This is a genomic window from Pseudoduganella sp. RAF53_2, assembly GCF_052113985.1.
Classification (GTDB): Bacteria; Pseudomonadota; Gammaproteobacteria; order Burkholderiales; family Burkholderiaceae_D; genus Rugamonas.
In genome coordinates, this window is sequence record NZ_JBFRDW010000063.1 from 1 (window position 1) to 14585 (window position 14585).

Below are 14585 nucleotides of genomic sequence, written 5' to 3' on the forward strand. Positions count from 1 at the left end.
CTGGTGCCTTTTGCGGCCGTGATGTCGCTGCCTGCTGAACGCGGGCGCGCAGTCGGAACGGTCGTCAGCGGCATCATGGTCGGCGCCCTGCTCGGCCGCACCATCAGCGGCATGATCGGAACCGCCTATGGCTGGCGCGCAGTGTACGGCGCGGAAGCTGCATTCATGATTCCCGTCTGGATTGGAGCGGCCACCTTGCTGCCTCCCGGTGTGCCGACCACTAATCTGACTTACGGCCGATTGCTGGCGTCACTGTGGCCACTGGCGCGCAACCATCGTCCGATTCGGGAATCGATGATGATCCAGGCGCTGCTGTGGGCTTGCTTTAATGCCTTCTGGGTGAACCTGGCTTCGCTGCTGGCCAATGGCCCATGGCATTTGAACAGCGCCTGGGCCGGCAGCTTCGGCATCATCGGCGCGGCGGGTGCGCTGGCCGCTTCCGTCGGCGGACGCGCCACGGACAAACTCGGGCCGCGCAACATCATTGGCGTCAGCATCGGCGTTGTGACGCTTGCTTACATGCTGCTTGCGGGCGCTGAATCCTCGCTGGCCCTGCTGATAATCGGTGTCATCGTGCTCGATATCGGCGTGCAGTCCGGGCTTGTATCGAACCAGACCCGCGCTTTCGCAGTTGACCCGACAGCACAAGGCCGCATCAACAGCCTTTACATGACTGCGACCTTCTTTGGAGGCGCCGTTGGCGTAACGATCAGCGGATGGCTGATGACACGCTACGGCTGGATGGGCGTGGTCGTCTTTGGCGTCGCGCTGGGCCTGCTCGCATCCACCCTTCACTGGCTCGGCGCGCGGCGCCGCAGCTGAATCATTTATTTCATTAGGAGTTGACCATGAAAACCACCAGAACCCTTGCGGCCATTGCCTTTGCAGCCGCTGCCTTTGTCTCGAACGCCAATGCCGGCATCTTTGACGTAACACCAAAAGTCTATGGCGCGCCGGCCGCAGCGGCGGCAGCCGAACGCGTCGTCGACATCAACGCCAACACCAGGGACGTCAAGGTGGTGAATGGCGAGACGATCACCTTCAACATCGAGGGTAAACAGTTCACCTGGAAATTCGATTTGTTCACACCGGAGGGCGGCGTGCTCAATCTGTCCTTCATTCTGCCGAAGGACCTGCACGCGGATGGCGTGAAAGTCCACGTCGCCGAAAACCCGGAGTTCCGCGAAATGTACCGCAATTGAGGCGATGCGCCATGCGTATCGGCATCCTGATCTTCGCCGGCGTACATGCGCTGGAAGTCGGCGGCGCGCTGGACGTGTTCTACAAGGCGGCGCAGCTGGCGCACCAGCCGGCTGCCTACCAATTTGAGCTGATCGGACTGCAGCAAGGTCCGGTCCGCGCCTCGAACGGCATGCTCTTCCAGCCCACATGTACCATCGATGCTGCACCGCACGACATCGACACCTTGCTGCTACCCGGCGGAATGCAGTTGCACGAGAAGGCAGCCAGGCAGCGCCTGATCCACTGGCTGGTACAGCGGGCTGCTGTGGTACGGCGCCTGCGCTCCATCAGCTCCGGCACACTGCTGCGCGCGTTGTCGATGGTCGAAGAAGACCTGGGGGCGCAAATCGCATCGCAGACTGCCCGCGAACTGATGATCATCCCGGAACGCCCGATACGCGTATAGCCGGAAATCTTCATCTCAACCCCGATTTTTAGCGGTCTGTCGCATGGTTTTGCTGTGGCCAGGGGAGTTTCATATACTGGAGGGCGGTCCACCCGAACCCATCCCCGGGCTGCCACAAGCAGCTTGCCACTTACAAAAAAGGAATCCGATGTCGAAACCAAACTGGAAAGTCCGTGCCGTGCTGGGCGCGATCACGCTGGCGTTCTCCTCCCTGTCCGGCTTCGCTGGCGCCGCCGAACCAGGCTGGGTCGCCAAGAGCAACGACAACGCCAAGCTGCTGCTGAACCTCATGGCCAAATATTCGCCGGAGAGCGCCAGCTCGCTGGGCGTGGATGGCTATGATGAACTGATCACCGACATGTCGCACGACCAGTACGATGCCACCGTCAAGGATACGCGCGCAGTCGTCGCCGAACTGCTGAAGCGCCTGAAAGCGGAAACGGACCCGAAGATCAAGCAGGACCTGCAAATCCTGATCAACACCGGAAATGACCAGCTCAAGACGAACGAGCTGCAGCGCAAGCTGATGCTGCCTTACCAGGACATGAACCAGATGCTGTTCGAGGTGGTGCGCCAGACCCTCGATCCGCGCATCCCAAAAGAACGCCAGAAAACCCTGCTGGTGCGCCTGCAAAAATACGCGGGCATGACCAAGGGCTATCGTCCGATCACCGAACTGGCGCAGGAGCGTTTGCAGGAACGCCTGAAAGCCAATCCGAAGCTGCTGGGTCCCTACAAGGGCGAAGTGGAACAATCGCTGAACGATGGGCCGCAACTGATCGCCGGCATGAAGGATCTGCTGACCAAGAGCGATCTGCAAGGCTGGGAGCCGGCCTTCAGCGCGCTGGAAAAGCAGCTGAACGCGTATAACGACAATGTGCGCAAGAAGATTCTGCCGCTGGCGCGCGCCGATCACCGCCTGCCACCGGAAATCTATGCCGACAACCTGCACCAGTTCGGCGTCGACATCACGCCGCAGGAACTGATTGCCAAGGCACTGACTTCGTTCTCCGAGATCCGCAACCAGATGAATATTACGGCCGGCCTGATCGCCAAAGAGCGCAAGCTGCCTAATGCGGACTACCGCGCCGTCATCAAGGAATTGAAAAAGCAGCAGATCCCGCTCGACAACGTGATGCCACTGTACCAGGAGCGCCTGGGCCAGATCGAAGCCGCAGTGCGTGAACAAAAGATCGTGAGCCTGCCTGACCGCAAGGCCGTGATCCGTCTCGCCACGCCGGCCGAAAACGCCGCCCTGCCCGCGCCACATATGAACCCGCCACGCCTGATCGGCAACACCGGCGAATATGGCGAATTCGTTCTGACCACCGGCATGCCGCCGGATGCCAGCGGCAAAGCCAAGGTCTTCGACGACTTCACCCACCAGGCGGCTACCTGGACCCTGACCGCGCATGAAGCGCGTCCGGGCCACGAACTGCAGTTTGCGAAGATGATGGAAACCGGCGTATCCACCGCCCGTGCGGTGTTTGCCTTCAACAGCGTGAACGTGGAAGGCTGGGCGCTGTATGCGGAAGCGGAAATGCAGCCATATGAGCCGCTGGACGGCCAGTTGTTTGCGCTGCAAGCCCGCATGCAGCGCGCGGCACGCGCCTTCCTCGATCCGATGGTAAATCTGGGCGAAATCACGCCGGAAGACGTGCACTCCTTCCTGATGGACCAGGTGTGCCTGTCCGACGGCATGGCAACGCAGGAAATGCAGCGCTACACCTTCCGCTCGCCGGGCCAGGCAACCTCTTACTTCTACGGCTACCAGCGCCTGATGGAAACCCGCCAGGCTGCTGAAGTAGCCCTGCGTGCGAAGTTCGATCGCAAGGCCTTCAACGACTTCGTGCTGGCCCAGGGCATGCTGCCTCCTGCTCTGCTGCGTAAAGCCGTGATGGAGGACTTCGTTCCGGCACAAGGCAAAACGGTAGCGCAAGCCTCGCGCTGATCGTAGACGCCGCTGGGCCGGATTTGGTGTATTCTGCCGAAATGAACCAAGACACCGACATCCAGCTCAGCGGCCCTTTCAAGGCCAGCGACGGCAGCGGCCGCTCCATCGACATCAAAGCCATCCGCATTTTCGACGAAGGCTATGGCGTAATCGACCTCTATGTTGACCTGGCTGCACCGGCCAGCGACGGCCTGCACAAGGACAAAAAGCTTATCGCCGAGATCAGCGCGCACCTGCGCACGCTGGGCTACAAGGGTCCCGACCTGACGCCGGGCGACCCGGTGATTCAGGAAAAGAAGCTGATCGTACTCGATACGCCGGATGAATTCCTGGCTTTCGCCGTACGCAAGGGCTTCAAAGACCTGAGCTCAGAATTCGACGAGTAGATCCGTCGGCAGTATGTCCCATAGAAGATCCATGGAATGGCTGCCTGTGCTGGATTCAGGAGGCGGCCCACGCTACCTGCAAATTGCCGATGCCCTCGAACGCGCAATGTTCGAGGGCCTGCTTAAACCCGGCGACAGGTTGCCGCCGCAGCGCGAACTGGCGGCCCAGCTGGATGTCGACCTGACAACCATCACGCGCGCTTATGACGAAGCCAGGCGGCGCAATCTGCTGGAAGGCCGCGGTGCGCGCGGCACCTATGTCGCCGTGCCCAAGGTCGAACTGGCGCAAGTGCTTGACCTGAGCATGAACGTCCCTCCGCCACCTGCCGGCGTGAATTTTGATGATCTGATGAAGCAAGGCGTGTCGCAGGTGCTGCTGCGCGCGGAGAACGCGCTGCTGATGACTTATCACCTGGGCGGGGGCAGCGAATCCGACCGCGCCGCCGGTGCCAAATGGCTGGAACCGATGTTCGGCAAGCTCGATCCTGAACACATCGTGGTCTGCCCTGGCGCGCAGGCGGCGCTGGCTGCGCTGATCCTGGCGCATTCGGCGCCGGGCGATGTGATTCTGTCCGAGCCAACAATTTATCCCGGCTTGCGCGCAGCAGCCATGCAGCTGGGCCGCCAGCTGGTGACCGTCGAAACGGACGAATCCGGCATGCTGCCCGATGCTCTGACGAAAGCTTGCAAGCGTCACGGTGCGCGCCTGGTCTATCTCAATCCCACCCTGCAGAATCCGACCACGGTCACCATGCCGGCAAAGCGGCGCAAGGAAATCGCGGCGGCTGTCGTGCGCTGCGGGGTGCGCATTATTGAGGATGATCCATACTGGCTGTTTGCCGACTCCGCGCCATCACCAATAACGCGCCATGCGCCGGACCATGCCTGCTACATCTCCACCTTGTCGAAGTGCCTGACGCCGGGCTTGCGCGTCGCCTTTGTCGTCCTGCGCGACGCAGTGGAGCGCCAGCGCTTCATCTCCGCCCTGCGCGCCTTCGTGCTGATGGCGCCGCCGCTGACAACGGCGCTGGCCACCCAATGGATTTTCGACGGTTCCGCGCAGCGGCTATTCCAGGGCGTGAAGGAAGAAGCACAAATTCGCCAGCAACTTGCTCATGAGCTGCTGGCAGGCCGCCCCGGCGCGGCGCCCGATGGACTGCACATCTGGTTGAAGCTACCCAGCTACTGGACTTCTTCTGATCTGGCACGCGCTGCCGCCATGGAAGGCCTGGCAGTCACACCGGCCGAAGCCTTCAGCGCCGAAGTGGAAGGGCAGCACGCGATCCGCATCTCACTCGGCAGCATTCAGGACCGCAAGCACCTGGGTGCGGGCTTGCACCGCCTGTCCCAGCTGCTCACACGCGTGCCCCACTCTTTCAATGACTCGGTGATCTGAGTTTCAATCGATGTATTTCAGCCCGGCCTGCTCCAGCGGGCCGCGCATGCTGTACATGTCCAGACCCAGCACGCCGGATGCCAGCTTGGCACGCTTTTCGGCTTCCAGGTCTTCGCGCTTCTGGGCCACGGCAGCGACGCGGGCCGCATCGGCTGCCGGCACAATGACCACGCCATCGTCATCGGCAATGACAGCATCGCCCGGATTCACCAGCGCACCGGCGCACAGCACGGGAATGTTCACGGAACCCAGCGTCGCCTTGATGCAGCCTTTGGCGCTGATTGCTTTGCTCCAGACCGGAAAGCCCATCTCCTTCAGCACCCGCACATCGCGCACGCCGGCATCGATGATCAGCGCCTTGGCGCCGCGTGCCATGAAGCTGGTCGCCAGCAGGTCGCCGAAGTAGCCATCGGTGCAATCGGCCGTGATTGCCGCGACCACGATATCGCCAGGCTGGATCTGCTCCGCCGCCACGTGCAGCATCCAGTTATCGCCCGGATGCAGCAGCACGGTGACGGCGGCGCCGGACGCCTGCGCGCCCGCATAGATCGGGCGCATGTACGGCTTCAGCAGGCCCATACGGCCCATGGCTTCGTGCACCGTCGCGCTGCCGAATCGGCCCAGGTGATCGACATGCTCGCGCTCTGCGCGCACAATATTGCGCTTGACGACGCCCAGTTGATTGATCAGCGGTGTGGTCATAGTCCCTTCTCCTTCAGTGCTGCATCCAGGCGCGGATACACGCGGCGCGCGTTGTGTTCGAAAATATTGGCGCGGTCGTCGTCGCTCAGATTGGCTGCTTCGATATAGCGTTTGGTGTCGTCGTAGTAGTTGCCGGTTTCCGGATCAATGCCACGAACGGCGCCGATCATCTCGGAAGCGAACAGCACATTCTTCACCGGCATGACCTTGGTCAGCAGGTCGATGCCCGGCTGGTGATACACGCAAGTATCGAAGAAGATGTTGTTCAACAGGTGTTCGCTGAGCAGCGGCTTTTTCATCTCCTGAGCCAGACCGCGGAAGCGTCCCCAGTGATACGGCACCGCGCCGCCGCCATGCGGAATCAGGAACTTCAGTGTCGGGAAATCCTTGAACAGATCACTGGTCAGGCACTGCATGAAGGCGGTGGTATCGGCATTCAGGTAATGGGCGCCCGTTGTATGGAAGCAGGCATTGCAGCTGGTGCTGACGTGGATCATGGCCGGGATGCCGTATTCCACCATCTTCTCGTAAATCGGATACCACGATTTATCCGATAGCGGCGGCGAGGTCCAGTGGCCGCCTGATGGGTCGGGATTCAGATTGATGCCGACCATGCCGTATTCCTTGACGCACTTCTCCAGCTCCGGAATGCAGGTCGCGGGGTCGACGCCAGGCGATTGCGGCAACATGGCCGCGCCAATGAAGTGGTCCGGGAACAGCTGCGCCACGCGCGCGCACAGCTCATTGCAGATGGCAGCCCAGGTAGCGCTCGTATTGAAATCGCCGATGTGGTGCGCCATGAAGCTGGCTCGCGGCGAGAAAATAGTCAGATCCGAGCCGCGCTCCTTCATCAGGCGCAGCTGATTCAGTTCGATGGACTCGCGCAGTTCATCGTCGCTGATCTTCAGCTCCGATACTTTCGGCCCCAGTTCCGGCGTATTCAAGTTGGCGATCTGCTTGTTGCGCCATTCCTCCAGCGCTTTCGGCGCGGTGGTGTAGTGGCCGTGGCAGTCGATAATCAAAGGCTTGCGCATGGTCTTCCTTCTTCAGAGATGCGCGGGAACGAGCACTTCGCCCCGCATGATGGGCCGGGCAGTACGCAGCAGCGCGGCGCGCGTGACTTGCCCGGGATTGTTCGGGTCCAGACCCAGGTCCACGCTGAATTCGCCGGTTGGGTGTTCGATGGACAGTGTTTTCTCATCGCCTGGCGGCACAACAGCGATGCCGTCAGCGACCGAGCCGTCAAGAACGCAGGCCGTAGCGACGGTCACGGCGGCCAGGACCCCAATGGAATCGTGGCAAACGTGCGGGATGAAGCAGCGTGTCGCGAGCGCCCCGCCCTCGCGCGGTGGCGCGATCAGGCACATTTTCGGATAATTCCTGGCGCTGACATCGCCAAGGCCCATCAGCGGACCAACGGCCAGGCGCAGCGCTTCCAGACGAGCCTTCAGCGCTTCATGCGCATTCAGTTCGGCCGCGGTTTCGTAGCCGGTGATGCCGAAGTCGGTGGCGCGCACCAGCACCATGGGCATGCCGTTGTCGATCAGGGTGGCTTCGATAGTTTCGGCGCCAACGCTGACGCGGTCCAGCACACGGCCACTCGGCAGCATGGACGGACATACCGAACCGGCGGTATCGAGGAAGTTGATACTGATTGGTGCCGCCGTTCCCGGCACGCCATCGATGCGCGCATCGCCGCCGTATTGCAGCCTGCCGTGCGGCGTCTGCACCGTCACGTCGCATTGCATACCGGTGTTGAGAGTCAGGACGCGCGCGGTGGTCGTGCCGTTGGAAATCGGCAGCAGGCCGCGCTCCAGGGCAAACGGCAGCACAGCGGCCAGCATATTGCCGCAATTGGGCGTGACGTCCACCGTGTCCTTATTCGGCTGCAGCTGCGCGAACAGGAAGTCGAGATCGACGCCCGGCGTGGTGCTGCGGCGGACAATGCCGACTTTGCTGGTCAGAGGATGCGCGCCGCCCAGGCCATCGATCTGGCGCGGATCGGGTGAACCCATGGCCGCCAGCAACAGCCGGTCGCGCGCGGCGGTATCGGCCGGCAGGTCGGATTCCAGGAAAAATGGCCCGCGCGAGGTGCCACCGCGCATCAGCATGCAGGGCACGGCGCGCAGATCGGAGTCGGGTTGATTGCTCATGATGCGTTGCGGTTTTGCTGTTTGAACGACACCAGTATCCGCGCAGAGACGGCAGCCTTGGTTGCGTTGTGGACGATGATTTGTTCTAATTTACTTATTACACCTACATTTTCCGTCCATGATCAGCCTGCGCCATCTTCATGCCTTTAACGCCGTCGCGGCCAGCGGGGGAATCCGGGCTTCGTCAGAGAGCCTGTACCGGGCCTCGTCCGCCGTGGCGCGCTCGGTGGCGACGCTGGAGGAGAACCTGAGCACCCAGCTGTTCGAGCGCAAAGGCCGCGGCATGCTGCTGACCGCGGCTGGGGATGTGGTGCGCCGGCGCGCCGACCGTATTGAGGCTGAACTGCATGCAGTGCGCGAGGAAGCCGTACGGCTGCGCGACCGCAATGGCGCCAAAGTAGGCGGCATCGAGGCTCTGCTGAATGAGCGCCGTCTTCAGGCTGCGGCGCTGTTGGCAGAGATGCACCACATGCCCAGCGTGGCGCACGCCATGGGCGTGTCGCAATCGGCGGTCAGCCAGGCCATCGCGCGGCTTGAGGATATGCTGGGCCAAGCGCTCTTCCTACGCAGCGCGCACGGCATGGTGCCCACCGATTCAGGCCGCCGCTGGACGGAATCCTTCGAGCGCGTGCTCGCCGAGCTGCGCCACATTCCCGAGGATATCGCGGCGCTGCAAGGCGTGGTGCTGGGCACCGTGACCATTGGCGCGCTGCCGCTGGCGCGCTCGCAGATTCTGCCGATGGCGATTGCCTCGGTACTACAGCGTCATCCACTGCTGCATGTCCGTTCGCTCGAAAGTCCTTATGAAGAATTGATGGCGAGCCTGCTGAGCGGCCGCATCGATTTCATTGTCGGYGCTCAGCGCAGCGGCGTTGGCGATGACTTTGACTCGCGCGCGCTGCTGGAGGACAAGGCGGCGCTGGTGGCGCGTGCCGGCCATCCACTGGCGCAGCGCGGCAAATTGAAATTGAAGGATCTGGCCGGCTATCCCTGGGTGCTGTCGCGCAGCGGCACGCCATTGCGCGAATCGCTGGAACACTTCTTTCAGCGGCACGGAGCGCAAGCGCCCTCGCCTGCCGTCGAAACGGGCGACCTGGCGCTGCTGCGCGGCCTGCTGGTGTGCAGCGATATGCTGACCGTGCTGTCAGCACACCAGCTKCATCACGAGGTGCGCACCGGCCAGCTGGTGGTGCTGCCGTTCGACCTGCCGGGTACGGAACGCAGCATCGGCATCACCACACGCAAGAACGCACATCTATCGCCAGGCGCCAACGCACTGCTGGCGGAAATTGAAGCGGTCAGCGCGCACTGGCGCAGCTGACCGCAGCGCGCAGGCTTATGGCAGGCGCACTTCCGACACCGCGCCCACCCGGCCGTTCTGCGCCACCGCAGCTACGCGTACCAGTCCATGGGTACGGATGGGGCCTGTCACGAGCGGGCTGTTTGCCGTCGGCACGCTGCCATCCAGCGTGTAGTGCAGTGCAAAGCTCGGCAGCTGATGATTGGCCAGCACCTGCCCGTGCTCGACGTGCAAGCCCGGTGGCGCGATGCGATAGGCGATGCCGCTGCGTTCTGCATCCAGGCGTGGCAGCACGCGCTTGCCTAGCTGGTTGGCGAAGACGGACCAGTCGCGGGCCTGCTCGGGCGCCCAGGCGCGTTCCGCCAGCGCGAGCATGCGCGGCATCAGCAGATAATCCATGCGATCGAGTTCGCGCACGGTTTCCGTGAACAGCGTGCACTCAATACCGAGGATGTTGCGCGTGCCATAGTGGGCTGGGTCAAACGCAAAGGCTTTGTCCAGCTCAGTGTATGCCGCCCAGTTCACGCCCGGTTCATCCGGATTGCGGTTGTAGGCCATGTCGAAATAGAGCTGCGTCGCCGGCGCCAGCACGACGCCATAGCCGGCATGCGCGAGCCGGTTGGCCATGTCCGCGGAGGTGCCGACGTCGTCCCAGACCAGCAGCTGAATGCCGCGCTGGCTGAAAGCCGGATTCGGCTCCTTGTGCCGCACGCCAAGCTCCTGCCAGCCATATGCGGACATGCCGTGCCGCGCCAGAATACCCGTCACGCGGTCGTAGAAACGGTCCCACAGGTCGGCGGTCGAGTTCAGCTTCAGGCGCTGGCTGGCCGGTGATTTTTCCCATGCACCGGCTGGGACTTCGTCGCCGCCAACGTGCATGCGGGCCAGCGGGACGCCTGCTTCCTTGTGCATGCTTGCGACTTCCGCGACAACGTGCTCGATGAAGGTGTAGGTGGAGTCCAGGCCAGGGTCCATCACGTGGTCGTGATATAGCTGGGGCGAGGTGTATGCCGAGCGGTCGCCGGGATCGCGCAGCATGTAGCGGCGCGCGGCGGCCGGATCGCTAGCGGCCAGGCGGCGGTAGCGCTGCTCCATGGCCTTCACGGCAGCCCGCGCGTGGCCGGGCATTTCAATTTCGGGGATGACTTCGATGTGCCGCGCCTGAGCGTAGCGCAGGATGGCGATGTAGTCCTCGCGCGTGTAAAAGCCGCTGCCGTGCGGGTCGTCCAACTGCGGGCCGGAGCCATAGGCAGGCTGCAAATGGCTGGCGACACTGAGCGTGTGGCCGCGACGTGCGCCGAAGTCCGTCAGCTCGGGCAGGCCTTTGATCGCCAGCCGCCAGCCTTCATCGTCGGTGAGGTGGAAATGGAATACATTGAGCTTGTAGCGTGCCATCAGATCGAGCAGGCGGAAGATGACTTCCTTACGCTGGAAGTTGCGCGCTACATCGAGCATGACGCCGCGATAGGCGAAGCGCGGCGCGTCGGTGATCTTCAGCTCGGACAACTCGACGCCGCCGGTCGCCGCAGGCATCAGCGGCAGCAACTGGCGCAGCGACTGCAGGCCACGGAATACGCCGCTCGGCGTGGCGCCCTGCACTGTGATGCCCTGCGCCGGATCGACGGCCAGCACATATGCCTCAGGCGAGGCGCTGCCGGTGACTTCGGCAACACGCAGCGTCAGGCGTGCCCTTGCCGCCGCTGACGCCGTGGTCGCAGGTGGGACCGGAAGCGTCGTCGTGGCCACGCCGGAGGCGGAACCGGCCGGGACCGCGCCAGTGGCGGGCACGCCGCCCCGGACGCCGGCCCGGCTGCCGGCTGGAGCGTGGGCCGTGCCGGGCGCCATCGCGCCGAAGTATGGTGCCAGCACGGCCGTTGCCATCACTGCTTCGTTGCGCAAGGCGGGCGGTGCGTCGATCATAGGCATGGCCGCCAGATGCAGCATGCCCGCGCCGCGCTCGGCGTGCTGCGGGCTTGGGAACACTGGCGGCAGCGCATCGGGCGCGATGTCGGCAATAGCGGAGTTGCGTGCGTACCAGTCTTCCGGCGTCACAATGGCCGGCGCATGCGGCCCGGCGTTCAGCTGCTCGGGGCGGAGTAAAGGCGCAATCTCGTAGCTGGTGATCGCAGCGCCGGATTCCGGCTGATTATCAAAGGCCAGATACGGTCCGGCGGGCGCTTTCACTGTGTTGGTCAGCGGGCCGGGGTAAAGAAAATCCGCCGCGACGCTGGCGCCTGGCGCCAGACCCGCGAAGCCAGCAACGGGACGCAGCCGGAACAACTGCCCGCTGACCTGTTCCAGCGCCAGGCCATTGCCCAACGATTGCGGCGCAAGGCCATCCATGACGTTGAAGTACAGCGCCCAGCCGCTGGTGGGCAAGGACAGCTTGTCACTGCTGATGGTCAGCCGCGCAAGCGCTCTGCCCGGCCCTTGGGGCGGGACCTCGTTGCGCAGCAGTTCCCAGCGCAGATGCAGCGGCCCAGCGCCAAACGCGCCCGCATCCGATGAGACGCCCGCCGTCGGGGTGGCGGCGGCGGGCGTCGCCGGCACGGTGATCGCCACGCCGAGAGCCAGCGAGAGCAGACCGCCTGCCAGTGCGAAGAAACCTCTGCGGCTGCGGGGCATGCCTATTCGACCCAGTTAAATCCATCCCGGGCCAGCAGCGCGAACGATTCGGATGGTCCCCAGGTACCAGCCGCGTAGTTGTTGGGCTTCTCGGCCAGCGCAGTCCAGCCGTTGATGATCGGCTCGACCCACTGCCATGCCGCTTCCAATTCATCGCGGCGCATGAAGTGCGTGAGGCGTCCGCGCACCACGTCGATCAGCAGGCGCTCGTAAGCCTCGGCGCGGCGCTGAGAGAAAGCGGACTGCAGGTCCAGGTTCAATTCAACCTGCTGCATCTTCATGCCGCTGCCCGGCTGCTTGGCCATGACCTGCAGCTTGATCGCCTCTTCCGGCTGCAACTCGATCACCAGGCGATTGGCAACACCGCCCGGGCTCTCAGGGAACAGCGGGAACGGCGGGTTCGCGAACTCCACCACGATCTTGGACGAACGGCGCTGCATGCGCTTGCCGGTACGCAGATAGAACGGCACCTTGGACCAGCGCCAGGTGTCCACGTAGGTTCGCAGGGCGACGAAAGTCTCGGTGCTGCTATCCTGCGGCACATTGCGCTCCTCCAGATAACCTTCCACCGGCTGATTGCCGCTCACACCGCGCACATACTGGCCGCGCACCGTATCGCGCGCAATGGTGGCCAGGGTGAAGGGCCGCAGCGAACGCARCACCTTCAGCTTTTCATCGCGGACCGCGTCCGGCGCCAGCGACGCCGGCGGCTCCATGGCGACGATGCACAGCAGCTGCAGCAAGTGGTTCTGCACCATATCGCGCATGGCGCCTGCACTGTCGTAGAAGCCGGCGCGGCTGCCAACACCCACCTCTTCGGCCACCGTGATCTGTACGCTGGTGATGTTCGGCGCGCGCCACAGCGGTTCCAGAATCGAATTGCCAAAGCGCAGAACCATCAGATTCTGTACCGTTTCCTTGCCCAGATAATGGTCGATACGATAGATCTGCGATTCCTCGAAATGCTTGCCGACCGCCTCGTTGATCTCGACCGCCGATGCCAGATCGCGGCCCAGCGGCTTTTCCAGCACCACGCGGGCGTTCTTGTCGACCAGCCCAGCGGCGGCCAGCTTGTCGCAAATGGTGGTGAACAGGGACGGCGCGGTGGCCAGATAGAACACGCGCTCTGCACCGGGACGCRACGCCTTCGCCAGCGCCGCCAGATCATCCTGCTGCACATCCAGGCGCACATATTCCAGCAACTGCAGGAAGCCGCGCCATGCCTCGTCGGTGAAGGCGCCGCCGGTAATAAAGGAACGGGAATGCTCTTCGACAAAGGCCAGATAGGCATTCCGGTCGAATTCCTGGCGGCCAGTGGAAATGATGCGGGTTGTCGGAGGCAGGTTGCCATGCAGGTGAGCCATGTACAGCGCTGGCAGCAGTTTGCGCATGGCGAGGTCGCCCATGCCCCCGAAGATGATCATATCGAGGGCCAGGCTGCAGTCGGTTTGAGCGGTTGTGGTCATGTCGGATCAGGCTGAATTTTTGGGTACGAACGCTCATCATACCCAAAGTCTGACTACATGACAGGTGTAGCTAGCGGACGGCCGCTGAAATGCGCAAGAAGGTTGTCCACCACCAGCTGGCCCATGGCGTGGCGGGTTTCCACCGTCATGCTGCCGATGTGCGGTGTCAGAATCACGTCTTCCAGTTCACATAACGCAGCCGGAACACTCGGTTCGTCGGCGAAAACGTCCAGGGCGGCCATGCCAAGTGTCCGGTCATGCAGGGACGCGATCAGGGTTTGCTCATCCACCAGGGAGCCGCGGGCGATATTGATCAGTGTTCCCTGGGCACCCAATGCCTGCAGCACTTCCGCGTTGACCGCGTGATGGGTGGCCGGGCTGGCCGGGGCCGCGATCACCAGATAGTCGCTTGCTGCAGCCAGTTCGAGCAGGGAAGCAGCGCGTGGCACCGAAGCACCTTCAATGGCGCGCGGCTGGAAATAAAGTGTTTGCATGCCAAAGGCCTGGGCGCGCATGGCAATCGCCTGGCCAATCCGGCCGAAACCGAAGATGCCGCAGACTTTGCCGCGCAGGGCGCGTGCCGGCGTCAGCGCTTTTCCCGCCGCCCAGGAACCATTGCGGACGAAAGCGTCCATGGCCGGCAAACGGCGCGCGGCGGACAGTAGCAAAGTGAGCGCCAGATCAGCCACATCGTCGGTCAGCACGCCTGGTGTATTGCTGACCGCGATACCGCGCGCCCGGGTGGCCGCCAGGTCCACCGCATCGGTGCCGATGCCGTTGACGGCGACCATTTCCAGCTTCGGCAGCTGCGCCACCAGGTCTGCCTTGATACCGATGCTGCCGGTAGTGAGCACGGCCCGCACACCGCCTGCCACGCCGGCCAGCCAGGCTGCCTGCAGCTCCTTCGGCTGCTGCCACAAGTGGTGGCATTCGAAATGCTGTTCAAGTTGCGACA

The 14585-nt window shown here is 63.2% G+C and carries 13 protein-coding genes; 7 read left to right on the forward strand and 6 right to left on the reverse strand.

Features of this window, described 5'->3' with window-relative positions; genetic code table 11:
• The 6 genes from AB4Z11_RS06120 to AB4Z11_RS06145 form a co-directional block, all read left to right on the forward strand.
• On the forward strand, positions 1 to 822 hold an 822-nt coding region (locus AB4Z11_RS06120; protein WP_442023456.1), incomplete at its 5' end, for an MFS transporter.
• Positions 823 to 848: 26 nt separating this feature from the next.
• Positions 849 to 1202, forward strand: a complete 354-nt coding sequence (locus tag AB4Z11_RS06125) for a CzcE family metal-binding protein (protein WP_442023457.1) — start codon at positions 849 to 851, stop codon at positions 1200 to 1202.
• A gap of 11 nt (positions 1203 to 1213) precedes the next feature.
• On the forward strand, positions 1214 to 1648 hold the full coding sequence (locus AB4Z11_RS06130; RefSeq protein WP_442023459.1) for a DJ-1/PfpI family protein: 435 nt from the start codon (positions 1214 to 1216) through the stop codon (positions 1646 to 1648).
• A 148-nt stretch (positions 1649 to 1796) separates the two neighbouring features.
• Positions 1797 to 3599: a DUF885 domain-containing protein gene (locus tag AB4Z11_RS06135; protein ID WP_442023461.1), complete on the forward strand. Its 1803-nt coding sequence runs from the start codon at positions 1797 to 1799 to the stop codon at positions 3597 to 3599.
• Between the two features lie 41 nt (positions 3600 to 3640).
• Positions 3641 to 3988, forward strand: coding sequence for a hypothetical protein (locus AB4Z11_RS06140; protein WP_442023463.1), 348 nt, complete (start codon positions 3641 to 3643; stop codon positions 3986 to 3988).
• 31 nt (positions 3989 to 4019) lie between these two features.
• A complete protein-coding gene (locus AB4Z11_RS06145) occupies positions 4020 to 5384 on the forward strand; it encodes an aminotransferase-like domain-containing protein (RefSeq protein WP_442023465.1) in 1365 nt (454 codons plus the stop codon).
• A gap of 3 nt (positions 5385 to 5387) precedes the next feature.
• Here AB4Z11_RS06145 and ligK read toward each other — a convergent pair whose 3' ends face one another.
• The 3 genes from ligK to AB4Z11_RS06160 are packed head-to-tail and all read right to left on the reverse strand — an operon-like array spanning position 5388 to position 8239.
• Positions 5388 to 6071 (reverse strand): 4-carboxy-4-hydroxy-2-oxoadipate aldolase/oxaloacetate decarboxylase, encoded by a 684-nt coding sequence (gene ligK / locus AB4Z11_RS06150; protein WP_442023475.1) that lies wholly within the window; start codon positions 6069 to 6071, stop codon positions 5388 to 5390.
• Between the two features lie 11 nt (positions 6072 to 6082).
• Complete coding sequence (locus AB4Z11_RS06155; RefSeq protein WP_442023477.1) at positions 6083 to 7108, reverse strand: amidohydrolase family protein; 1026 nt, start codon at positions 7106 to 7108, stop codon at positions 6083 to 6085.
• Between the two features lie 24 nt (positions 7109 to 7132).
• Positions 7133 to 8239 carry a 4-oxalomesaconate tautomerase gene (locus tag AB4Z11_RS06160; protein ID WP_442023467.1) on the reverse strand — a complete coding sequence of 369 codons (1107 nt, stop codon included), beginning with the start codon at positions 8237 to 8239 and terminating at the stop codon, positions 7133 to 7135.
• A 118-nt stretch (positions 8240 to 8357) separates the two neighbouring features.
• On the opposite strand from AB4Z11_RS06160, the gene AB4Z11_RS06165 reads away from it, so the two are divergent.
• Positions 8358 to 9560, forward strand: coding sequence for a LysR family transcriptional regulator (locus AB4Z11_RS06165; protein ID WP_442023468.1), 1203 nt, complete (start codon positions 8358 to 8360; stop codon positions 9558 to 9560).
• Between the two features lie 15 nt (positions 9561 to 9575).
• On the opposite strand, the gene AB4Z11_RS06170 is transcribed toward AB4Z11_RS06165, so the two are convergent.
• The 3 genes from AB4Z11_RS06170 to AB4Z11_RS06180 form a co-directional block, all read right to left on the reverse strand.
• The gene (locus AB4Z11_RS06170) at positions 9576 to 12164 is read right to left on the reverse strand and encodes a family 20 glycosylhydrolase (protein ID WP_442023470.1); all 2589 of its coding nucleotides are present in this window, start codon (positions 12162 to 12164) and stop codon (positions 9576 to 9578) included.
• Between the two features lie 2 nt (positions 12165 to 12166).
• Entirely contained in the window at positions 12167 to 13630 is a 1464-nt protein-coding gene (gene zwf, locus AB4Z11_RS06175) for a glucose-6-phosphate dehydrogenase (RefSeq protein ID WP_442023472.1), read from the reverse strand.
• 53 nt (positions 13631 to 13683) lie between these two features.
• A partial coding sequence (locus AB4Z11_RS06180) for a 2-hydroxyacid dehydrogenase (protein WP_442023474.1) occupies positions 13684 to 14585 on the reverse strand: 902 nt, incomplete at its 5' end.